Genomic DNA, 23,390 nt, shown 5'->3' with positions numbered 1-23,390 from the left:
TCAGCCAGGACGCAAAAAACACAAACGATTAAACGAAAAAAGGCTGTCAGTTACGACAACCTTTCAAAAAGTTACATATAGACAAACTTAAATGCCACACTCCGTTACTTTTTGTGCATCCAGTAATGACTCATAACGCTCATCGGTTAAGGTCATAAAAAAGCATTCAAACGCTTTGATCGTTTCTGGAGTCAGTGTTTTATCATTGCCACCCAATAAAGCATGCTCAATATTACGATTGACCTCAGGTACACGGAATGCCTGATTGGTCTCAGGATTAAGCAGGGTATTTACTAATTGTGGATTATTTTGCTGCCGCGCCCGTATCTTGGCGTGCTCATAAAAAGCCAGTACCGCTTCCAGTGTATCAAACACACCGTTGTGCATATATGGTGCGGTAATCGCCACATCACGCATCGTTGGTACTTTAAACTTACCTTCATTCTCGGCTTTTTCAGAATCTGGAACCGCCGGGTTAAGTGCTAAACCCAGATCAACAAAGTCTTCAGCAACACCATTCACCGCGCGCAAACGGGTATTTTCCGGCACACCAATATTGTGATACTCAAAGCTGGTAAAGATTTCTCCCGGATCAGTATTGCTGTTGCGCAACTGATGACAGGCGGCACAAGTAAAGTCGGAGGAGAAGAACAGAGTTCTGCCTGTGGCCGCTAAGCTGTCCGGCTCATAAAAGTATTCGCCTTTTAATGATTTATCGTATTTGGAATCAAATGGATAAAACATTTCGGCCTGGCTAAATTCGAATTCACCAATGGCATCTGCCATCGCATCGTAAGCCGCATCGCTGTTATCAAAAATTGTCTCACCAAACACGGCTTTAAAAGACGCCACATATTCTGTATTTTCCTGAATACGGGCCACCACTGAGGCTTTATCCGGCATAGCCATTTCACCCGGATTAGTTGGTGGACCACCAGCCTGTGCTGCTAAATCTTTGGCACGACCATCATGAAACTGCCCACCCAGATAGCCCGAATACTCGCCAATACCACTGGTACGCTGACTTGGCGCACGCCGGCGAGTACCTTTATTAAAATCAGGGCTAAATGCCATGTACGCCGCTGTGGGAGCATTGCGATCACCAATGGAAGTACCGTTATCACCCAGAGAAGCCGGAGCCGGGCGATCGCCATCGCTGGCATCGTTACGACGCACATCAACAAATCCATGCTGCGGGTTATGGCAAGTGGCGCATGACTGGCTGCGGTTAAACGACAAATTGGTATCAGAAAACAGTTTTTCCCCCAGTTCAGCTTTATTCAGTGTCTCAGCTGGCTGTTCGCCACCCGATGAATTACCTCCTGAAGAGCCACCGCCGCTACAGCCTGATAAAGCCCAGGCCGTCATCGCTGCTACCAGTATCCGGTACATCATAATCATTCTTACCCGCATTGATTCAGAAGCAAATATTACTCCCCAGATGAGAATGAAACCAGCTTATAAAATTGATCGAGATCTATTTATATATGAAATACTTATTGCCAATCATTCTCATTTGAATTATCGTGTTTTCCAGCGAATATAGCCGTACAAATCGCAAGGTTACTTGACTGGCGGCATATGTATTAACTCAACTCTCAGGAAAGCGATTATGAAACTGACTAAGTTAGCCGCCTACTTTGCTGCTGCGACCATGCTGGTTGCCTGTGGCAGTGACGACGATGATGACAATGATGTTTACTCCAACCCTCAGGTTCAGAATGTTCTGAATACTAATGCTGATATTGCACTGGCAGCTTATAACGACTCAGTTAAAACAGCTGAAGACCTGCAAGCGGCGCTGGCAGCATTTAAAGCAGAAGCAACCAAGGCCGATGCTGATCGTGATGATGCTAAAGCTGCCGAGTTACTGACAGCCGCTAAAAAAGCCTGGTTAATTGCGCGTGAGCCTTATGGCCAGACTGAAGTTTATCGCTTCCGTAACAGCCCGATCGATTCCACCAACTACGAAGACGAAGATGGTCCGGAAGGTGATATCAACGCCTGGCCTCTGGGTGAAGCTCTGATTGACTATGTTGTGACTAACAACTCTGACTTCGGTGATGATCAGGTTGGTGTAACCGCAAACGATGCGGGCATCAATGGTAATGGTGCTCTTGATGCTGCAGCTGCAGCGGATCAGGACAACAACATTATTGGTCAGGCAAGCATTACTATTGATGCAGATCTGCTGGCTAATACCGCCACTGCGGATGACGAACACGATGTTATTGCTGGCTACCACGCTATCGAATTCCTGCTGTGGGGCCAGGATCTGAACACTACCGACAATACTGCAACTGATGGTACCGATCGTGATGAAGCAGTAAATACCGGTGCAATGGGTGGTAAGCGTCCTCTGACTGACTTCACTACCGATTCAAAAGCTGACCGTCGTCACCAGTACCTGGAAGTTGCTGCTGCCAAACTGGTTGCTGACTTAAAAGATGTTCGTGATGGCTGGAAGCAAGGTGCCGATTACCGCACAGCCTTCACCACCATTACCAGCGATGCAGAAGCTAATCAGCGTCTGACTGAAATCCTGACGGGTATGGGCACGCTGTCTGAAGGTGAACTGGCCGGTGAGCGTATGCAAATCGCTTATGCGGGTAACTCTCAGGAAGACGAACACTCTTGTTTCTCTGATAACACCCACCGTGATGTAGTACTGAACGCCTTAGGTGTGGCAAACAGCTACTACGGCGAATACAAAGGCTACGACAGCACGCTGGATGGTCAGATTGATGCTACCACCAATGCGGTTGATGGTTACGGTATCGAAGAGTACCTGTTAGAGAACAACCAGATTGCTCTGAACACCACCATGAAGGGCGTTCTGTCTCTGACCGAAGCTAACTACAACCGTATCGATGCAGAAGCTCGTACCAACAACCGTCCATTCGACGTACTGATTATGGATGCTAACCGTAACGACACCAACCCGGTTCGCACCACCATTCTGGCGCTGAATCAACAGTCTGTTGCAATCCAGAACGTGGCTACCGCGCTGGGTCTGGGTGAAGTTGTTGATCCAGACGCTTCTGGCTGTGACACCACCAAGCCTGGTGAAAAATGCCCTGAGTAATCTGGCATAAAGCAGCAAAAAGCCGGGCACTGCCCGGCTTTTTGCTATTTGCCATTTTAAATAACGATTATCATTACCAATTAAGTCATTTTCTCCTGAGACGTATTATGAGAGATTTATTGATTATCCTGTTCAGCGCCATCATGCTCAGCGCCTGCACTCAGAAAGATGACTCGTTTGCGCCGCCATTCGATCCGGCCGAAAACAAACCCGGTGGCGACACCACCGTCTCAATAAAGCCATTTGCCAGCTTTGAGCACCCGGCGGCGAACTTGCCACAGTCATTACGCCCGGATTTTCATGCCGGTAAAGCCCTCGCCAACCAACCCTGGGTTAAAGCCCCCACCGTCACGACCATGCGCGATGGCCTCGGGCCGCTTTATAATTCACGCACCTGCCTGATGTGTCACATTAAAGGCGGCAAAGGATTTGTACCGGAAAACGGAGAAATCCCGATGTTAAGTTCACTGGTGCGTTTAAGTATTCCGGCAACCAACAGTCCTGAGCATCAGGCGATGCTGCAGCATCATGGTGTAATTCCTCATCCAATTTATGGCGATCAGGTACAGGGGCAATCCACCTCGCTGGCACATCAATTACGCCATTCGCAAAAAGATAATGATCAACTGAAGCACGATATTGCCCCGGAGGCGTATGTCTTTATTGATTGGCAATTCTCAGAGTTTGTTTATCCGGATGGTCATAAAGTCCGGTTAAGAAAACCGCAATTACATTTTGAAAATCTGGGTTACGGCGAGTTGGGTGAAAATACCTTAACCAGCTTGCGCCTGGCACCGCCAATTCATGGTATGGGATTAATTGAGTTAATTCCGCAGGCCGAAATTACGGCCTTAGCCGATGAAAACGACCTCAACCAAGATGGTATTTCCGGCCGGGTTAATCACATCTGGGACAATGAAACAGAGCAGACTGTCGCAGGTCGTTTTGGCTGGAAAGCCAATAAACCCTCGGTAAAAGTTCAGACCGCCGCCGCTTTTAATGGTGATGTTGGCATCAGCACTACCTTATTCCCAGGTCAGCCATGCAGCGCACAACAAACGGCTTGTTTAAAAGCACCAACGGGCAACGATGTGCAGAATGTTGAGCTGGCAGACGACTTACTGGATTTAGTGGTGAATTTTAATCGCAACCTGGCTCCGGTTGAGCGCAGAAATACCAACCACCCCGATGTTATAAAGGGCCGTAACTATTTTTATCAGGCCGGTTGTCAGCACTGCCATAACCCGGGTTTTACCACCCAAAGCAGTGAGCAAAACCCACATCTGGGTAATCAGAAAATCTGGCCTTACAGTGATTTCTTAATTCACGACATGGGCCCGGATTTAGCCGATAACCGTCCGGACTTTACCGCATCCGGTTCTGAATGGCGTACCGCGCCGTTATGGGGAATTGGCATTCAGGAACAAGTGAATGGCAGTAAGGCATTACTGCACGATGGCCGTGCACAAACCATTGAAGAAGCCATTTTATGGCATGGCGGAGAAGCGGCCGCCGTCAAAGCGACCTTTATCAGTTTTGAACAGGCTAAGCGGGACGCACTGATTCAGTTTGTGGAGTCATTATGAAAGACGTGGATTTATACAAACGACAGCTGTTAAAAACACTGGCATTAACCAGTGTCACCCTTCCTGCATTTACCGCCGGGGTTTTTCATGCTCATAAACTGCAAAGCACTCACCAAAACACTCATCATGAGTATTGGCTCAGTGCTCAGGGAAAAATAGCGGATAACTACGGCTTAGGTGCAATTACCGCAGACAAGCAACAAGCCGTTAATATTCCTTCCGGTTTTCGTGGCCATGGTATTTGCCAGCATCCGACTCAACCTGAAAAAGCGATTATGATGTCACGTCGCCCGGGCTTAATCGGGCTGGAAGTGAATATCGCGTCGGGTGAAACCCGGGAGTTTAACAGCCCGGAACAGCATCATATGCACGGTCACGCCACCTACAGCCATGATGGTCAGTATATTTTTACCAGCGAGTCTGACTATCAATTAGGTGAGGGAAAAATTGTAGTGCGTGACAGCAATTCTCTTGAAGTTGTTAGTATTTTTCCGAGTTATGGCATTGGCCCCCATGAGCTTAAAATGATGCCGGGCAGCGACATATTAGTGGTTGCTAATGGCGGTTTATTAACTCATCCAGACTCCGGCCGTAAAGTCTTAAATCTGGAAACCATGGATTCCAGCCTGACCTATATCGATAGCCGCAACGGCCAGTTAATCAGCCAGCACCGGGTTGCTGAAAAGAAGGCCAGTATCCGCCACTTTGATATTGCCGATGATGGCAGCGTCGCCTTTGGTATGCAGGTACAACGTCAGGCCATGGCTGATAATCATTTAGTCCCGCTGGCGGGTGTACATAAAGCGGGAGCAGAAGTTCAACTGCTGCAAGCACCAGAAACATTAACCGTGGCATTAAATGATTATATGGGCAGCGTTGTTATTGCCTCAGCACAACGCCTTGCCGCCTTTACCAGCCCACGTGGCGATCTGGCGATGTTCTGGAATCTGGATGATGGTTCGTTACAGGGCTACCACCGTTTTCACGATGTGTGCGGCCTCACTCTGAACCAGCAAAAAACACATTTTGTGCTGTCAAACTCCGCCGGAAAAATCCGCCAGATCGAAACAAACACTCTGCAGGAAAACCCCAGCCTGCGATTAGATTTCCCGATGATGGCCTGGGATAACCATATGCTGGCCATTAATTTAGCAGGATAAAAACAGGTATTAACTCATGAATAAATACAGTCTTCGATTAATAGCAGCAACAACGCTAAGTACTGCCTTAGTTGCTTGTGGCTCAAGCAGCAGTTCCAGTTCACAGAGCTTTAAAGAAGAGATTAATTCCAGCACGGCCGTTTCTGAAATTATTAACCTGACGGTTATTCCTGCTGTGGATAATTTTCAACAGCAGACCCAGCAACTGCTAAGCGATAGCAATACGTTCTGCGATAACATCAATGAAACCACTCTGCTGAGTGCACAAAACCAGTGGAAAACAACCGCCGAAGCCTGGTACCAGTACCTGCCTTATAACCTTGGCCCAAGTAATAACAGCCCGGATTTAATCGAGCCAGAATATATCTTTATTGATGCACTGCGGTTACGTGGTATCAATTACACCGATACGGTTCGTAATGACCTGGCAGCCGAAATCGCCAAAACTGAAGTGGTTGACCCAGCCAGCTTTGCCAGCAAAAACTTTCAACGCCTGGGGTTATTAGCTGCCGAAGTGGCGTTATTCGAACGCAGCAGCGACCAGAGCCAGTTAGCGGCAGACATTGTTGCGGACTACACCGCCAACTCAAATAAATGTAATGCGCTAAAAGGTTATAGCCAGCAGTTGGCACAGCGCGCCACCAATATTCAGCAATCCTGGAAAGTGGATTATAAAAATACGGGCTCCAGCTTCCGTAATTTATTACTCAATGGCACCCTGGACACCGTTCCTGGTGAAGGGGATACAGCGGCGGATGCCCAACTGATTTTATCCACCAATGAATATATGGACTATGTTCATAAGCGTACCATCATTAATGATGCTGGTGTTTTGTCGGGCCATTCCTGGCAGCTGGTAAATGCCGGATTATTATCATTTGAGAAAATGGTCGAAGGCACCACAGGAACCACCGAAAGTTTTGCCGATTTAATGCAGATTAACTCAGCCGGAGATCTGACCACTCTGCGCAGCAACATTACCAGAGTGAAGCAGACCATTGCCGATGAAAATGAAGTGGATTTTTACGCTGCGACTCTGGATCTGGACGGTAATATCAAGCGTGAACTCAAAAATGGTTTGGGTATCAACGTTGGTCTGAATTTCTCGGACGGTGATTAATCATCTGAGCGACTTCAGATTATCTGTACAGGAAGCTGACTACCAGCTTCCTGTTTATCAGCTTCCTACTTATCAAAACAATGCCTTTTTCAAAACAGGGCCATTTGTTGCCCGGCCATTTCACTAAAGCTTTCTCCGGTAAAATGGAAAATAGCATCAGCAACCGGCATCAATTGTTTCTCCACATAATGGCTGTAATCAATAGTGGTGTTCGGTATTTCAATTGGCTGTGCGCCATTTTGACAAATACGGTATTCAATCCAGCCACCACGTTCCGCAAAGCGTGGCAATAGTCCTTGTAGTTTGCGCCACTGTTCTAACTTGCCAGCCGCCTGCGCATGGGGTGGAATATTTTTTTGGTAAGCACTGAGCGGGCGGCGTAAACGTTTCCGGTAAATCAACTGCTCATCCAGCTTGCCCGATAATAAATCCTGCATCTGTTGTTTAACCCAGTCACGGTAGGGCTGGTTAAGAAACACCCGGCGGTAGAGTTCTTTCTGAAAATCACGTGCCAACGGTGTCCAATCGGTACGTACGGCTTCTAATCCTTTAAACACCATTTCTGGCTCTGCGGTTTGTGTATTTTTCACCAACCCGGCATAACGTTTTTTACTGCCGGTTTCTTCTCCCCGAATGGAAGGCATAAAGAACCGCCGGTAATGGGTTTCGTACTCCATTTCCAGATAACTTTCGATAGCAAATTCCTGTTGCAACCGGGTTTGCCACCACTGATTTAAGCCGCTTACCAAGTGTTTGCCAATATCATCAGCCTGCTGATCACTGACGGACTGTTTCAGCCAGACAAACACTGAATCGGTATCGCCGTAAATCACATCGTAGCCCTGCTGTTCAATCCAGTCAGAGCTTTGCTGAATAATCTGATGGCCGCGTTTGGTAATTGAGCTGGACAGGCGTGTATCATAAAAGCGGCAACCTTCCGAACCCAGAACCCCGTAACAAGACGCCATAATCACTTTGATGGTTTGTGATAGCGCCTGATTGTTTTGTTGCTTGGCCTGCTCGCGCCATTCACCCAGCTGGCGAATTAATTCAGGTAATACATTTTTGCTTTTATGAAACACGCCATCAAAAAAACCGGGCACCAGACTATCCAGCTCCTCTTTTTCAGAGCGGGCCTTCACCCCTTCGACCAACCCCATTGGATCGATTTTAAAAGTACGAATAATCGACGGGTACAGGCTTTTAAAATCCAGCACCAGTACGTGTTCAAACAGCCCGGGGCGTGAATCCATCACATAACCGCCGGGGCTTTTTTGCGCGTGATAACCTTCTTCAATATTAGGAGCCACAAACCCCTGGCGATGCAAACGGGGTAAGTAGAGATTTTCAAACGCTGCTACCGATCCCCCCATACGATCCATGGTCAGTCCGGTCATATGGCTACGTTCTATGGCAAAATTGTATAAATCGGCCTTCAGGAAAATACGCCACACCAGCTCACAATCTTTCAGATTGTAGTCGGCCAGTGCGGCTTTATCATGCAGAAATAAATGCTCGATATCGCCACCACGGTCATCGCCATGCAGCAGCTTGCGATCATCGAGAAAATGTTCTGCCACGGCATCCAGCGCAAAACTCTCAAACTGATAGGTCGCGTTTTTTAACAGGTCAATACCATCCAGTACCACTCGCCCGGCAATGTGCATAAAAACCCGTTCTTTATTCATTTTGCTACGGCGCCACGACAACACACTGCCATCCCGACCAATGGCAAAGGGAATCTTGTACTGCTGAAATTTACGCCGCAAAAAAGCAAAATCAAACTGCACCACATTCCAGCCAATCATCACATCCGGGTCATAGTCCTGAATAATGTCGAGAAAACGATGTAACAGAGCCGCTTCGTCGACCACCAGCTCAACACCGGCAAGCGACTGCTGAGGATCGCCCACCATCACCACCCGCTGATAATCATCGGCATAAAAACCAATTGAAAACAGCTGGTCAGCTTTTCCCTGGCGGGGAAAGGAGGTTTCAATATCAATCGACAGTGCTGTCAGCTTTGGTTGATAACGGGTTGGTCGCAAACGGGGATGTTCAACTTCCAGAACGGGCTTATCCACTGCCGAACCCGGCAGGGTAACAGCTTCACCATGGATCTCAGCGGCACCATAAATAAAGCGCTCCATCAGATAACGATCGGTAGGGCGAATATCCACTTCGCGGCAAATAATATCCTGCCCGGCCAGTACATCGCGCCAGCGGTATACATAATGATGAGGCATATAGCAGGCACACGCCGGTTCAAAATCGAACGACTGCAGGGCTATTTTTTCCACCCGAACCGGCCAATCCAGTGTGCTGGCGATGTGTTGTGCTTTGTCATAAAAACATTGATCAATAAAACATACCGCCGGTTGATTCACCCGGGTCTGAAGTGCCCCTTGCCCGGTGCGCCACCAGAAGTTCAGCCGGGTTCCTCCGTCTGCTGGGTTCTCTTCCCAGGAAGAGGTTAATAAAAAGCCGGGAACCATCGGTTTCATGAATTTGTTTCTATACTGATCTGTATGCGGGTATGCAGTGTAATTAAGGAGCATTTCTATGACTACTTCTGAAACCGAAAGCATCAGTTCAGATTCACCGACGATCAGCCAGGATCCTCTGTATCAGATGCTGCGCCACGACAATGTTGAGGGTTTTAATCAAGCCCGCGCTGATGGCCAGACCTGCGATTTACGCAATTGTGACCTGCGCGGTCTGGATTTACGTAACCTGAAACTGCTCGGCATGGACCTCACCAATGCCTATTTCCGCGGCGCTGACTTGCGTGGTATCGACTTCCGGGGCTGTTGTCTGGATGGTGCCAGTCTGGCAGATGCCAAAATCAGTGGCTGTTATTTTCCAGTGGAGTTGAGCGCTCAGGAGATTCAGCTGTCTGTCAGCCTGGGCACCCGTTTACGCCACAACTGCGGCTGATTGGCCGATTGTTCCACAATCTGTCACAAAGTCGTTTGATAATCACTCAGCTTACGCCGGAATCATGACATTTCCGGTTCAAGGGCTGTGTATTTTAAGCTACATTGTCTGCCACGGTATTGTCTGACCACCTGTTCGCTAATGAGGAAACACCATGTACCTGCCGGGTAAACTATCCGATGAGACAGAACGCTTACTGCAACGGATTCATCAATTAACGCAGGCGCTGTTGGAAGGATTCGAACTGGATCAGGAAGTCATCACACTGGAAGGAGTAGAAAGCCTCTACGAAGTATTCGATCATCAACAGCTGTTTCTGGTGCGCGACGGCATACTGCATTACGCCCGCAATGGCCAGACACTGGCCAGCTTCGTCGAAGGCGATATTGTTGGCATGATGGCTTCGTTTGATATGCCCACTCCACGCTTACGGGCAGACGAATACGTCGAACTGATTCCGATTGATCGCGACCGCTTCTTACGTCATGTCTATTCCGATAAGCGTCGCCAGCATTACTGGAGCCACTACCTGATGTGTCATAACGCCATGTTGCTGGATTATCTCGGCGGTTTGGTTAAAGAGCAGGTACGCCCGGCAGCCGGTTTCCAGAACCTGGAACCCGGTGATGTCATTATTCGCCAGGGAGATGCTGCGGATCTGGTGTACACCATTATCCATGGTGAAGCCGATGTGTTTGTTGACGATATCAAGGTCGGAGAAATCGGCGAAGAAGAAGTGTTTGGTGCCATGGCACTGTTTACCAAGGAACCGCGCTCTGCCACCGTCATTGCAAAAACGGCCTGTAGCATTATGGCCGTTCCCCAAGCGGATTTTGCAACCCTGATTGAAGCACAGCCACAAGCGGCACTGAATCTGATTGAAAACCTGGCACGCCGCATTACGGCCATGAACCAGCAGCTTATTGAGAAGCAACAAGACAACTAAAACCTGTTCAAAAAACACACAGACGTCATGCAAAATAACCTTTTTGAGAATTTTTCGCATTTAGGTATTGCAACTTAAATGAGAATGTGTATTATTTACTTATCGGCGTCAGAGATGGCACCGGTGTTCAGCATCCAGACTCATCATCAGGATGGTGATCTCTCTCATCAAGCTAATCACGGTTATTTGCCCCTCTCTCTTCGGAGTTGAGGGGCGTTTTTTTATCCCTTCTTTGTTGCTTCTTAGCTGTCACCTTTATTGCCGAAAATACGCCTGGTGCAAATACGCTTCCCGCAAAAAACATCCATTTGTGCCAAACCAGACTTTTTGAGAATTTTTCGCATTCGGGTGTTGCAATGATAATGAGAATGTATATTATTTACTTATCGACGCCAGAGATGGTGCCGGTGTTCAGCATCCAGACTCATCATCAGGATGGTGATCTCTCTCATCAAGCTAATCACGGTTGCTTAGCCCCTCTTCTGAGTTTTTTATAAGCCAGAATTGAGGGGCGCTTTTTTATCCGCTTCTCTGTTTTTTAAAGCCAATTTACAACCAGCTCAAGCCGGATTCATTCAGTACCGTTTCAACCTGAAATACCTCCGATACCCGCTGTGCCGTTAATACGGTTTTCGCCTCGCCATCGGCGACCAGTTCACCACAACACAACATCAATACCCGATCGGCATACCGCAACGCCAGATTCAGATCGTGTACCACCATGACAATGGCTTTACCTTCGGCTTTTAACTGCTGCACCCGCTGTAAACACTGGCGTTGATGTTTCAGATCCAGAGCACTGAGAGGCTCATCTAACAACCATAACCCACTCTCAGGCTGATGCACCTGAATCCAGCTGCGCGCAAGCTGCGTGCGTTGTTGCTCGCCGCCGGAGAGTAACCGCACTTCCTGTTCCGCCAGATACTCAATATCCCAATCTATCAGTGCCTTGCGAGTGGCATCCCGCAGGGCCACCACTGATTGCGCATGGGCTAAGCCACCGAGCTCCACCACCTCACGCACGGTGAGTGGAAAGCCCATCTGACTTAACTGTGGCACCAGGGTAATGTGCTGCGCCCACTGTTCACGCGACCAGCCAGTTACTGAGCTGCCGTGGATGCTCAGACTGCCGTGTGACGGTGGATTTAACCCGGCCAGAATGGATAGCAGGGTCGATTTACCAGCGCCATTGGGGCCCACCAGCATCACCAGCTCACCTGGCTGCAGGGCGAACTCAATATCCCGTAAAATCGCTGCCGGGCCTTTGTTTAAGCCAACAGCGGATAGCTGCATAAACGCCGTCTGATTCACCACGATAAGCGCCTCTTTTCACGCAGCAATAAGCTGATAAACACCGGAGCTCCTAATAAGGTGGTAACAATGCCAATTGGCAGCTCGGCAGGGGCCACAATCGTGCGCGCCAGTGCATCAGCCGCCACCAGTAAACAACCGCCAATCATGACCGCTAACGGCAGCACCCGTTGATGCGCAGCGCCGGTTAATAAGCGCGCAATATGAGGGCTGATCAGTCCAACAAAACCAATCACACCGCTGGCCGTTACCGCAATCGCCACCATCGCAGCGACCCAAAGCACCGCCCGCCACTGCATAGTCTTAACAGAGATACCAAGAGACCGGGCTTCGACTTCTCCCAACAATAAAGCATCCAGCTGACGTAAGCGTTTTGGCCAGTACAACAGTGCCGCAATCAGCACCGCGGCTAAGCCGCCATTCCAGTACCAGTTCGCCCCGGATAAACTGCCCAGCGACCAAAAGGTAATCTGGCGCAGAGCACTGTCGCTCGCCATATACGACAACAAACCAATCAGCGCGCTGGCCAATACATTAATCGCAATACCCGCCAGCACCAGAAAACTCATGGCGTGCATCGACGCACCACTCAGCCCCATACGCATGACAATAAACAAGGCAATAAAACCGCCAACAAAGGCCATCACTGGCTGTAGCCATAACGGCAGAGGAAAGGACGAAGCGATCACCACAAACACCGCTGCTGCCACCGCTGCGCCACCGGAGACGCCAATCAAACCAGGGTCAGCCAAGGGGTTGCGCACCACCCCCTGAATCAATACCCCCGCCCATGCCAGCGACGCGCCGATCAGAAACGCCATCACCACCCGTGGTAAGCGGATTTGCCATAAGATAGCCTGCCCGGCATCCGCTTCCAGCAGCCAGCCAAAACTCTGAGAGCCGCTGAAAATCCCCAACAGCAAAAATAAAACCGGTAGTAGCAGGCATAGCGGCAAGATATGCTGTGCGCGAATAAAAACAGATGATTTCAAGCCAGAGACCAACCAGATGAGACAGATGTTATGAGTACATGGCAGCCATTGTGCCACATCAACGACATTGAGGAAGGACAGAGTAAAGGATTTGAACGCAACGCTCAGCCATTGTTTGTGGTGCGGGGACAGCAGGAACAGCGCGATCAGTTTTATGTGTATCGCAACAGCTGTCCTCACTTAGGAATTAACCTGGAATGGCAGGACGATCAGTTTCTCGATCACGACGGCCTGTTGATTCAGTGTGCCATGCACGGTGCTTTGTTTCTGATTGATACCGGCATGTGCATTGCCGGGCCGTGTCAGGGTCAGCGGTTACAGATGATTGAGCACCGGTTGAATCAAGAGATCCTGGAGATCAGGCTGTCAGAGTAGCACTCACAATAAAACCTGAACCCGGCGTGTTAACGCCATCTGCTGCTCACCAAATTCCACCCGATAGGCCAGCACTTCAACACCCTGCGCCACCACGTCACGCAACGCCGCGCCGTATTTCGGATCAATATCATCCGCCGGGGTAACCTGTTCAATGCCTTCATGTGCCACACAAAACAGCAGCACAGCACGATAGCCCTGCTGGTGTAGCGCCAGTAATCGCTTCAGATGTTTTAAGCCACGCTCGGTGACGGCATCGGGAAAGGAGCCTGCACCGGGTTGTTCAGCCATCAGGGTCACGGATTTTACTTCCACATAGGTTTTGCTCGCCTCATTCAGGTCATGCTCCTGATGTAGCAGAAAATCCAACCGCCCATCTTCCACTTTAGGCTCTTTCTGAATGCGCTCATGACCGTTCAACTCACTAATCACGTCCTGCTCCAGCGCTTCCGCCACCAGCTGATTAGCGCGTGCGGTGTTGATACAGGCTTTGTACTGGTGCTGTACCGCTACCCATTCCCAGCTGTACTGATACTTACGCTTGGGGTTCTGAGAATCGGATAACCACACCGGCCAGCCCGGTTCGGCACAATTTTTCATCGAGCCGGTATTCGGACAATGCACCGTGATTTCATGACCATCGGGCAAGCGAATATCCGCCAGAAAACGCTTATAACGTTTAATCAGGGTGCCCTGAAGCAAAAGCTGTTGATAGTTCATCAGGAACGCTCCGTTAACCAATCGGCTAAACGCTCAACCGCTTGTTTTAAACGGGGCAAGTTGGTTGTGAAGGCAAACCGCACATGGGTACTGGCCTGATACTCGCCAAAATCGACGCCGGGGGTAAACGCCACACCCGTCGCTTTTAACGCCTCGGCACAAAATTCCAGACTGTTATCAGTAAAACGACTGGCATCAGCGTAGATATAGAAAGCCCCGTCGGGCGTAACCGGAATATCAAATCCCAGTTCAGGCAAGGCGGTTAATAAATAATCCCGACGCTGTTGTAGCTCCTGACGGCGCTGCTCATAAATCGCCATGGCGTCGTCGTCAAAGGCCGCCAGTGCCGCGTATTGCGCTGGAGTCGGCGGCGCCAGAAACAGATTCTGCGCCAGTGTATCCAGGGTTGGCACCCAGCTTTCCGGCACCACACACCAACCTAAGCGCCAGCCCGTCATACCAAAAAACTTGGAGAAACTATTCAGCACCACGGCATCATCCGCAACCGACAATACGGTTTGAGGTTCGCTATCGTAGTTCAACCCCTGATAGATTTCGTCTACCCAGAGCTCTCCCTGGCCATAACGCTCGCGCTGTTGTTGTACTTCATTGGCCAATGCCTGTAGTTCATCCAGCGACAACACGGTGCCGGTTGGATTGGCCGGGCTGGCGACCAATGCCACCTTGGTATCCGCTTGCCAATGCTGACGAATCAGTTCTGGCGTAAGCTGGTATTTGCTCTCAGGCCCGGCAGGCACCAACTGACCATGGGCTTCAAACGTGCGGGCAAAGTGGCGGTTACAGGGATAACCCGGATCGGCCAGTAATAACTGATCGTTAACATCCAGCCGTGCGGCGCTGAGCAATAACAAAGCACCTGATGCGCCTGGGGTTAATACAATCCGCTGCGGGCTGATCGCAACACCAAAGCGTTGCTGATAATAACCGGCAATTTTCTCACGCAACTCAGGTAAACCCAGTGCGGGTGTGTATTTGGTGTGACCCGCCTGCATGGCATTAACCGCAGCTTTTACCATGGGCTCGGCGGTGGCAAAATCCGGTTCGCCAACTTCCAGATGAATCACATCATGGCCTTCAGCCTGCATCGCCTGAGCCTGAGCGAGAATGGCCATCACCTGAAACGGCTGAATTTCCTGGGAACGTTGTGCTGGTTTTTTCATTCTAAAGAACTACAGTAATGGATCGTTAATACGACGCAATTGGTTAAATGCCAATCAAAAATGGCGCATTGTGCCAGAAGAGGCGGGCAACGTAAGCAAATTCCACACAGAAAAAGTTGGCGCTGACGGTGTTATCTGATAATTTCCCCGCCTTGTAATTTTGAGCGCCCCTCACACGCAGCGCATGAGGCGCATGAGGCGCATGGACTTGAATTACCGATTTTCGGTTTACCAGGTGAGGCAGTAAAACCATGCCAGATACTAAAGAATTCGCTCTTTCTAACTTTACGCCGTATGAACCGGCCAAAGATGAAGAGTACATGAACGATGCTCAGCAAGCGCACTTCAGCAGCATTCTCCGCAACTGGAAACAGGAGTTGATGGAGGAAGTGGATCGCACCAAAGAGCATATGCAAACCGAGCTAAACAATTACGCGGATCCGAATGATCGTGCCAGCCAGGAAGAAGAATTCAACCTGGAATTACGCACCCGTGATCGCGAGCGTAAGTTGATTAAGAAAATTGATAAAACACTGGATCTGATTGAAGCTGGCGATTACGGCTACTGTGAATCCTGTGGCGTTGAGATTGGTATTCGTCGTCTGGAAGCCCGTCCAACTGCCGATTTATGTATCGACTGTAAAACATTGGCTGAAATCAAAGAGAAGCAGCTGGGCGTTTAACGCTTAATTAGCGGTCGGGGTGTTGCTGCTTTAAACAACCTCCCGACCGCTGATTGCTCATCATTTCGCCTCCATCTTTTTACACACCATCTCTTTGCACACCATGAGCGCTTATATCGGCCGTTTTGCACCCTCGCCAACAGGTCCGTTACACTTCGGCTCTTTGTTAGCCGCGCTTGCCAGTTATCTGGATGCCCGACATCACCATGGTCAGTGGCTGGTGCGTATTGAAGACCTAGACCCTCCCCGTGAAGACCCACACGCCGCTCATCAGATTCTGACGATTCTTGAAGCCTATCAGCTGCATTGGGACAGCGAAGTCCGTTACCAAAGCCAGCGCAGTGAAGCCTATCAACAAGTACTGGAACAGCTGATTGATCAGAGCCAGGTATTCCCCTGCGCCTGCTCACGCAAGCAATTAAACGGTGCCTTGCATAGTGGCGTCTGCCAGCTGGCGGATCATTTTCGTGATCATCAGGATTTTGCCTGGCGCTTTGCCGTTGGCAGCGGTGAATGCCATTTCGACGATCAGTTACAGGGCCACTACAGTGAGTCACTGGATCGGGATATCGGTGATTTTGTGGTGAAACGCCGCGACGGCCCCTGGTCATATCAGCTGGCAGTCGTTGCCGATGATGCCGATCAGAAGGTTACCCATGTGGTGCGTGGTATCGACCTGATTGACTCCACCCTGCGTCAGCAACAATTGCAGCGGGCACTGGGCTATGCGGTGCCCCAATACGCTCATATTCCGGTGGCGCTGGAAACCAACGGACAAAAGCTCAGCAAACAGAATCTGGCAACTGCGCTGCAGCCGGATGACAGCGGCAATACCTTGTGGAATGCGCTGCACTGGCTGAACCAGTCCCCTCCCGATTCCCTCAGAAATCAGGGCAACAACGCAATTCTGGAGTGGGCGGTGCAGCACTGGAATATCACTCGCCTGGCAGGCATAAAAGGGAATCCGGCGCCCGCACCTTTTTTGCGCTAAGCGCTATTTTCAGCGCGGTTGTGATACCCTGCCTGCCATCATCAGGACTCTGAATCAGGATTTGATCTCTCATGTACGATTACCGCCTCGGCTTATTGATGCTGGTTGGCATTTATCTGTTTTCACCCATCATGATGGACTGGTGGCTGGATGATAAAGGCGCCTGGTATCGTCCATTTGCGGTCTGGTTATTTCTGATTGGCTTGTATATCTGGATGAATCGCAAGCGAGGTGATGATGAGCTTTAGTCTTGGCCAACTGGGCTTAATCATCCTCGGCTATTTGGGGGTATTATTCACCGCCGCCTACGCGGTCGAAAAAAACTGGGTGCCACGACGCTGGGTGCGCCATCCACTGGTCTATATTCTGTCTCTGGGAGTGTACGCCAGCGCCTGGGCCTTTTATGGCTCAGTCGGATTGGCCAGCCAGTATGGCTATGGTTATCTGTCCTATTATCTGGGGATTTCCGGTGCCTTTGTGATGTCACCGATCCTGCTGCGCCCGTTGCTAAACATCAGCCGCATTTATCAGCTCAGCTCCCTCGCCGACCTATTGGCTTTCCGCTATCGCTCACGTCTGGCTGGTATTCTGGTCACCTTGTTTATGCTGGCGGTGGTGGTTCCGATGCTCACCCTGCAGCTGACCGCCATTGCCGATACCCTGCATATTCTTAACAGTGATTGGAAGGCGCCGCAGCTGGCCTTCGGTTTCTGCTTAATTATGATTCTGTTTGCCGTGTTATTTGGTGCCCGCCACGTCTCACCACGAGAAAAGCACGAAGGTCTGGTGTTTGCGCTGGCGTTTGAATCTTTACTCAAGCTGGCGGCCATCCTGACCCTGGCCGGGGTTGCACTGTTTGGTGTGTTCTCAGAAACCGGCGGTTTGGAGCAATGGCTGATCACCAATCAAGACCGGCTGAATCAACAGGCAACGTTACAGGAAGGGCCTTGGCGTACTCTGTTACTGATCTTTTTTGCCGCCGCCGTGGTCATGCCGCATATGTTTCATGTGGTGTTTACCGAGAACGTTAACGGTCAGGCGCTACAACCCGCCAGCTGGGGCTTTCCGCTGTTTTTATTAGCCATGGCGATGGCGGTGCCGCCGATCTTATGGGCTGGCGTTTATCTCGATCTGGATCTGCCAGCCGAATATTTTGCCTTGGGCATTGGCATCAAGCTGGGTTCTCCGGCCTTAGTGGTACTGACCTTCCTCGGTGGGCTGGCGGCGGCCTCCGGTATTATTATTGTGATCACCATTGCCATGGCGGCCATGCTGCTCAATCACGTGGTGTTACCGATTCATAAGCCCAGCCCCAAAGCAGATTTTTATCGCTGGTTGTTGTGGGTACGCCGTAGCCTGATTGCCGCTATCCTGTTATTGGCGTATGGCTTCTATGCTCTGGTTGGTGCCGACCTGAACCTTAATCGCTTAGGGTTGCTGGCCTTTGTTGCTGCGGTGCAATTCTTACCCGGCATTCTTGGGCTGCTGTACTGGCCGCAATCGAATCGCAAAGGATTTCTCACTGGCCTGATTGCCGGCATCGTTTGCTGGACTTATTCCATGCTGCTGCCTTTCTCAGAGATGAATCTGGGTTGGCATGTTCCTCTGCCACTGCCGCCGGTGGATGAATTTAACTGGTATCTGGCAGCGCTGGCCTCTCTCGGAACCAACACCGTACTGTTTGTATTGGTCAGCCTCACCACCCGACAGAAGCCGTCTGAAGTGTCTGCCGCCGAAGCCTGCTCGATTGATACCGTCTCACGCCCATCACGGCGACCACTGATTGCCGGTAATTCCAATGATGTGATTGTGTCGCTCAGTAAACCACTGGGGCGTTATGTTGCTGAGCGGGAAGTGTATCAGGCGTTGTCGGATCTGGATTTGCCCTCTTATGAAGACCGGCCTTACGCCCTGCGCCGCCTGCGTGCCCGACTGGAGGCCAACCTCTCAGGATTAATGGGGCCAACGGTTGCCCACGATATCACCAGCCGTTATTTGCCGTTTCAGGAAAATGCCGAACTCAGTGAAGACATCTATCAGATCGAACAACGTCTGGAAGGATTCCATGATCGCCTAAGTGGCCTCGCCGGGGAACTCGATAACCTGCGTCGGTATCACCGCCAGACATTAGAGCGCCTGCCGATTGGGGTTTGCTCGCTGGCCGACGACGGTGAGATTCTGATGTGGAATCAGGCCATGGTCGATCTGACCAGGATTGAGTCACAACAGGTCAGCGGCTCGCATCTCGATCGTCTGCCGTCACCATGGCACGAACTGTTAAGCGATTTTGTCGCCAGCCCACAAATGCACGAGCATAAAAAACGGGTCGACATTGATGCCCGACCACGCTGGTACAGCCTGCACAAGGCACTGTTACAGCCCAGTGGCGGACAGCCCGGCGGTACCGTGGTGCTGATGGAAGACCAGACCGAAACCCGGTTATTAGAAGAAGAGTTGATGCACAGTGAGCGTCTGGCTTCGATTGGTCGTCTGGCAGCCGGTGTGGCTCATGAAATTGGTAATCCGATTACCGGCATCGACAGTCTGGCGCAGCTGATTCGGTATGAAACAGACAACCCCGATATGCAGGAAATGGCCGATCAGATTCAGGAGCAAACCAAGCGGGTTACCCGGATTGTTCAGTCACTGATGAACTTTGCTCATGCCGGCCATCACTCAACTGAACATGAACCCGTACTGATCAGCCATTGTATTGACGAAGCCATGCAGTTGTTACGTCTGAGCAAACGCAGCCAGGACATCGAATTCTGTAACGAATGTGATCCTGAATTACTGTTACTGGGTGACGCCCAGCGCCTGGTTCAGGTGTTTGTAAACCTGCTGAGTAATGCCCGTGATGCCAGCCAGCGCGGTGACAGTATTCGGGTAACCGCTGACGCTGATGAACATCAGGTAAGCCTGAAAGTCATCGATCAGGGGCATGGCATTCCGGCCGATAAAGTGGATCGTATTTTTGAGCCGTTTTTCACCACCAAAGACGTTGGCTCAGGTACCGGCCTGGGTCTGGCGCTGGTGTACAGCATAATTGAAGAGCATTACGGCCATATCACCATTCACAGCCCGGTCTCCGATGGACACGGAACCTGTGTTAAAGTCAGCCTTCCCCGTTATAACCCAATAAAAGAAGTGGAACCTCAGGCATGAGCCAGATTTTAGTTGTCGAAGACGAATCCATTATCCGTCTGACCTTACGTAAACTGTTACAGCGTCATCACCACGAGGTGACCGATGTGGATAATCTGGACGACGCCAAAGCACAGAACTTTGACAACTTTGACTTAATCATCAGTGACCTGCGTCTGCCGGGTGGTGACGGTACCGAACTGATTGAACTGGCCGGTAACACCCCGGTGCTGATCATGACCAGCTATGCCAGCCTGCGCTCGGCGGTGGATGCCATGAAGATGGGCGCAGTGGATTACATCGCCAAACCGTTTGACCATGACGAGATGATCCGTGCGGTTGAGCGGATTCTGAAAGAATCACAAATCAGCTCTGACAGTGGCCAGCAAAGCAAAGCCATGCAGCAGGAAGTGAACAGCGAATACCCGGTGAGTGGCATTATTGGCAGCTGCCCGCCAATGCTGTTGTTGTTTAAAAAAATCAGCAAAGTGGCACGTACCGATGCCACGGTATTAATTCAGGGCGAATCCGGTACCGGTAAAGAACTGGTCGCCAAAGCCCTGCACCAGCAAAGCCGTCGGGCCGATGCGCCGATGATTTCCGTTAACTGCGCCGCCATTCCGGAAACTCTGATTGAGTCGGAGTTGTTCGGCCATGAAAAAGGCGCTTTCACCGGGGCCACGGCGCAACGTCAGGGTCTGGTGGAAGCCGCAGATGGCGGTACCTTGTTCCTCGATGAAATTGGCGAACTGCCACTGGAAGCTCAGGCGCGTTTATTACGGGTACTGCAGGAAGGTGAAATTCGTCGTGTTGGATCGGTACAAAGCCAGAAGGTGAATGTGCGTTTAGTGGCTGCCACACACCGTAATCTCAAAGAGCTGGCTGGCCGTGGCGAGTTCCGGGAAGACCTGTATTACCGCCTTAATGTGGTCGAGCTGCATTTACCGCCACTGCGCGAACGCGGCGACGACGTGCTGGAACTGGCCGAAGCGATGCTGAAGCGCGCGTGTGACAAAATGGAACAACCAGCCATGCACTTCAGCCATGAAGCAGTGGAAGCCATTCGCCAGTATCAATGGCCCGGTAACGTCCGTGAGCTGGAAAATGCCGTGGAGCGTTCGGTTATTCTGGCCGACGAAGGCGAACCCATCGCCGCTGAATTTCTCGGCATTGATGTCAGCAGTGACCGTTATGTCAGCCAGGCATTGCAAGACAATCTGTTGCAAAGTGAACCTTACGGGCCAAGTGAACCCGAACAAGAGCAAGGTGATCTATCGTTAGATGACTACTTCGTTCACTTTGTATTGGAGAATGAAACCAATATGACCGAGACCGATCTGGCCCGGAAGCTGGGAATCTCGCGAAAAAGTCTGTGGGAACGACGCCAGCGTCTTGGCATACCGCGTAAAAAAGGTAACAAGTAGCAGCACCTCAGTAACAGGTCGGTGACACTCCAGCTAAAAATCCGTCATTTCGCGCCAGGTAACGTAACACCTGGCGTAACCCCAATGCTTTCAAACCTTCCCTAAACTTCCTGGAAATAACTTAAGTCTTTGATTTTAAAGGATTTTTTAAATTTCTTTGAAATCTGGCATAGCTTTAGCTTTATTCAAAACAGTAATAAGCAAGAAGCTCAGCACGAATAAAAATAAAAAAGCTGATGTGGAAAGCGCCAACAATAATAAGCCCAAAATAACAATAACAGCGGGCGAATGAGTTACGACAATAACAATAACAGCCCCGACTCACTGATAGCTGATTCCTTTGCTTGCTCAATGTAGCGGTCAAAGCAATCAGCTTTCTTATATCTGCACATCAGTAATTGCTAACCCTTCAGCTTTCCCCAAATAGCAGCGCTTGATATACACCTTCCTTTTGATTTCCAACTTGTTGTGCTCCAAGTTTTCCCTCTACATCATCTCAGGACGTTATCACTGTATTTGAGACTTTATGGCCACGTGTCGCTGCTGATCTGATTCCGCTACGTACTGTTACTCAAAAACTGTTACCTGAGTTCCAACAAACTGTTACCCACAGGAGCAACTGAAGGTAACACTTCGCTCAACTCACACAGCCATCACAAGCAATATACCTATAAGTCATTGTTTTAAAAGGAATTCTTTAATACAAAAGAGCATTTGGCCTTCCTGGCATAAGTCCTGCTATAGCTAACCCACAAATGTTGGCACACAATAAAAATAACAAATGCCGGTGTTCGCAGAGTGCTGCAGCAATAAAAATAAAAAAGTCAGCACGGTAGTCGCCTCCATAACAATAACAACAGAGGCCGAGTTAAAGGCTTAAGTATTAGTCAAAGACTCAACTGTTATGAGTCCATTGTTTTGAATATGCAGCGCTTGCTGCACTAACAATAACAACAAGGCATTCGCTAGCTTGTTCAAAACAATGGGCTCTCCCACTCTTCCCGGTTTCCTTCAGTTCGTTTGCTTTACATCTTCTATTGTTCTTATAGGGTCTTATCGATTTTTTATACCGCACCTTCGATATGCAGCTCCTTCCATGCGTAACACCTGCAACGCACAACACCTTCAATGCACAGGCTGAATAAAGCGCCAAAAGGCTTGCGAACAGTTGTTCATTCATTTCTTTCCTCTTTCAACGACTACATTCCCATGTCAACAGACTGTCATTGCACTCTGATGCCTTCATGGTTTCGCCTGATTTTTCGCTTGTCACAACCGCACGCTGGCAAGCCCTGACCAACTCAGTTACAAAGCGTTACCGGGGTTACACTTTTGTTACCAGAAGTCGCGCCCGAAGTAACACTTTCACCTACGCAAAGATAAGAAAAGTTGGCACAAGAAAGGCAAACCTTTGATTTAAAAGAACTTTCATTTTTTGGCACAGCTTCTGCTCTATTCATTACAGATCTGACGCGCACTCAATAACAATAATAAAATAACAATAATAAGCAACGACAGATCTGGGCAGGGATTAATAAAAATAACAAAACACTGCCAGGCAGACTCTTCTAACAACAATAACAAGGAGTCTGAGTTATGAATTCATTGTTTTAGGTAACCAGCCTCAAGTGCTGTTAAGAATAAGAAAAATAAAGGGCCTTAAGACCCTGATTATTTAAAACAATGAATTCGCCAACTCGCCGCTCTTATGGATTGCCCCTCCTGGGATATAAAA

18 protein-coding genes are annotated in these 23,390 nt (G+C 49.8%); 12 read left to right on the top strand and 6 right to left on the bottom strand.

The genetic code is table 11. The annotated features are described in order from the left end of the window. Positions 1-87: 87 nt before the first annotated feature. Positions 88-1,395: a cytochrome-c peroxidase gene (locus ACO05E_RS10335; RefSeq protein ID WP_419812852.1), complete on the bottom strand. Its 1,308-nt coding sequence runs from the start codon at positions 1,393-1,395 to the stop codon at positions 88-90. A 217-nt stretch (positions 1,396-1,612) separates the two neighbouring features. Between ACO05E_RS10335 and ACO05E_RS10330 the strand changes: the two genes are divergently transcribed. The 4 genes from ACO05E_RS10330 (at position 1,613) to ACO05E_RS10315 (ending at position 6,951) form a co-directional block, all read left to right on the top strand. Continuing rightward, on the top strand, positions 1,613-3,085 hold the full coding sequence (locus ACO05E_RS10330) for an imelysin family protein (protein WP_419812851.1): 1,473 nt from the start codon (positions 1,613-1,615) through the stop codon (positions 3,083-3,085). Positions 3,086-3,192: 107 nt separating this feature from the next. After that, positions 3,193-4,671, top strand: a complete 1,479-nt coding sequence (locus ACO05E_RS10325) for a di-heme oxidoredictase family protein (protein ID WP_419812850.1) — start codon at positions 3,193-3,195, stop codon at positions 4,669-4,671. Next, positions 4,668-5,831 carry a DUF1513 domain-containing protein gene (locus ACO05E_RS10320; protein WP_419812849.1) on the top strand — a complete coding sequence of 388 codons (1,164 nt, stop codon included), beginning with the start codon at positions 4,668-4,670 and terminating at the stop codon, positions 5,829-5,831. The genes ACO05E_RS10325 and ACO05E_RS10320 overlap by 4 nt, the downstream gene beginning before the upstream one ends. 16 nt (positions 5,832-5,847) lie before the next feature. Then, positions 5,848-6,951 carry an imelysin family protein gene (locus ACO05E_RS10315; RefSeq protein ID WP_419812848.1) on the top strand — a complete coding sequence of 368 codons (1,104 nt, stop codon included), beginning with the start codon at positions 5,848-5,850 and terminating at the stop codon, positions 6,949-6,951. Positions 6,952-7,040: 89 nt separating this feature from the next. On the opposite strand, the gene ACO05E_RS10310 is transcribed toward ACO05E_RS10315, so the two are convergent. Next, positions 7,041-9,455 (bottom strand): DNA polymerase II, encoded by a 2,415-nt coding sequence (locus ACO05E_RS10310; protein ID WP_419812847.1) that lies wholly within the window; start codon positions 9,453-9,455, stop codon positions 7,041-7,043. A gap of 58 nt (positions 9,456-9,513) precedes the next feature. On the opposite strand from ACO05E_RS10310, the gene ACO05E_RS10305 reads away from it, so the two are divergent. Both ACO05E_RS10305 and ACO05E_RS10300 read left to right on the top strand, forming a co-directional pair. Next, positions 9,514-9,888: a pentapeptide repeat-containing protein gene (locus ACO05E_RS10305; protein ID WP_419812846.1), complete on the top strand. Its 375-nt coding sequence runs from the start codon at positions 9,514-9,516 to the stop codon at positions 9,886-9,888. Between the two features lie 154 nt (positions 9,889-10,042). Then, complete coding sequence (locus ACO05E_RS10300; protein ID WP_419812845.1) at positions 10,043-10,834, top strand: cyclic nucleotide-binding domain-containing protein; 792 nt, start codon at positions 10,043-10,045, stop codon at positions 10,832-10,834. A 549-nt stretch (positions 10,835-11,383) separates the two neighbouring features. Here ACO05E_RS10300 and ACO05E_RS10295 read toward each other — a convergent pair. Both ACO05E_RS10295 and ACO05E_RS10290 read right to left on the bottom strand, forming a co-directional pair. Further along, entirely contained in the window at positions 11,384-12,148 is a 765-nt protein-coding gene (locus ACO05E_RS10295; RefSeq protein ID WP_419812844.1) for an ATP-binding cassette domain-containing protein, read from the bottom strand. After that, a complete protein-coding gene (locus ACO05E_RS10290) occupies positions 12,142-13,137 on the bottom strand; it encodes a FecCD family ABC transporter permease (RefSeq protein ID WP_419812843.1) in 996 nt (331 codons plus the stop codon). Before ACO05E_RS10290 ends, ACO05E_RS10295 begins: the two co-directional genes overlap by 7 nt. A gap of 30 nt (positions 13,138-13,167) precedes the next feature. On the opposite strand from ACO05E_RS10290, the gene ACO05E_RS10285 reads away from it, so the two are divergent. Then, positions 13,168-13,512, top strand: coding sequence for a Rieske (2Fe-2S) protein (locus ACO05E_RS10285; RefSeq protein ID WP_419812842.1), 345 nt, complete (start codon positions 13,168-13,170; stop codon positions 13,510-13,512). A gap of 3 nt (positions 13,513-13,515) precedes the next feature. Here ACO05E_RS10285 and sfsA read toward each other — a convergent pair whose 3' ends face one another. Together sfsA and ACO05E_RS10275 are read right to left on the bottom strand one after the other, a co-directional pair. Further along, positions 13,516-14,232: a DNA/RNA nuclease SfsA gene (gene sfsA / locus ACO05E_RS10280; protein ID WP_419812841.1), complete on the bottom strand. Its 717-nt coding sequence runs from the start codon at positions 14,230-14,232 to the stop codon at positions 13,516-13,518. Beyond that, the gene (locus ACO05E_RS10275) at positions 14,232-15,413 is read right to left on the bottom strand and encodes a pyridoxal phosphate-dependent aminotransferase (RefSeq protein ID WP_419812840.1); all 1,182 of its coding nucleotides are present in this window, start codon (positions 15,411-15,413) and stop codon (positions 14,232-14,234) included. The genes sfsA and ACO05E_RS10275 overlap by 1 nt, the downstream gene beginning before the upstream one ends. A 251-nt stretch (positions 15,414-15,664) precedes the next feature. Between ACO05E_RS10275 and dksA the strand changes: the two genes are divergently transcribed. From dksA to ACO05E_RS10250, 5 genes are all read left to right on the top strand, one after another. Further along, positions 15,665-16,096 carry an RNA polymerase-binding protein DksA gene (gene dksA, locus ACO05E_RS10270; protein ID WP_419812839.1) on the top strand — a complete coding sequence of 144 codons (432 nt, stop codon included), beginning with the start codon at positions 15,665-15,667 and terminating at the stop codon, positions 16,094-16,096. A gap of 103 nt (positions 16,097-16,199) precedes the next feature. Beyond that, on the top strand, positions 16,200-17,087 hold the full coding sequence (gluQRS, locus tag ACO05E_RS10265; protein ID WP_419812838.1) for a tRNA glutamyl-Q(34) synthetase GluQRS: 888 nt from the start codon (positions 16,200-16,202) through the stop codon (positions 17,085-17,087). A 71-nt stretch (positions 17,088-17,158) separates the two neighbouring features. Next, a complete protein-coding gene (locus tag ACO05E_RS10260; protein WP_419812837.1) occupies positions 17,159-17,335 on the top strand; it encodes a hypothetical protein in 177 nt (58 codons plus the stop codon). Next, positions 17,325-20,252 (top strand): ATP-binding protein, encoded by a 2,928-nt coding sequence (locus tag ACO05E_RS10255; protein ID WP_419812836.1) that lies wholly within the window; start codon positions 17,325-17,327, stop codon positions 20,250-20,252. The genes ACO05E_RS10260 and ACO05E_RS10255 overlap by 11 nt, the downstream gene beginning before the upstream one ends. Next, positions 20,249-21,655, top strand: coding sequence for a sigma-54-dependent transcriptional regulator (locus ACO05E_RS10250; protein ID WP_419812835.1), 1,407 nt, complete (start codon positions 20,249-20,251; stop codon positions 21,653-21,655). The genes ACO05E_RS10255 and ACO05E_RS10250 overlap by 4 nt, the downstream gene beginning before the upstream one ends. Positions 21,656-23,390: the final 1,735 nt, after the last annotated feature.

This window comes from Bacterioplanoides sp. (assembly GCF_965226395.1).
Classification (GTDB): domain Bacteria; phylum Pseudomonadota; class Gammaproteobacteria; order Pseudomonadales; family Oceanobacteraceae; genus Bacterioplanoides.
The sequence above is the reverse complement of the archived record's forward strand: the minus strand, read 5'-3'. Positions and strand labels throughout refer to the sequence as shown.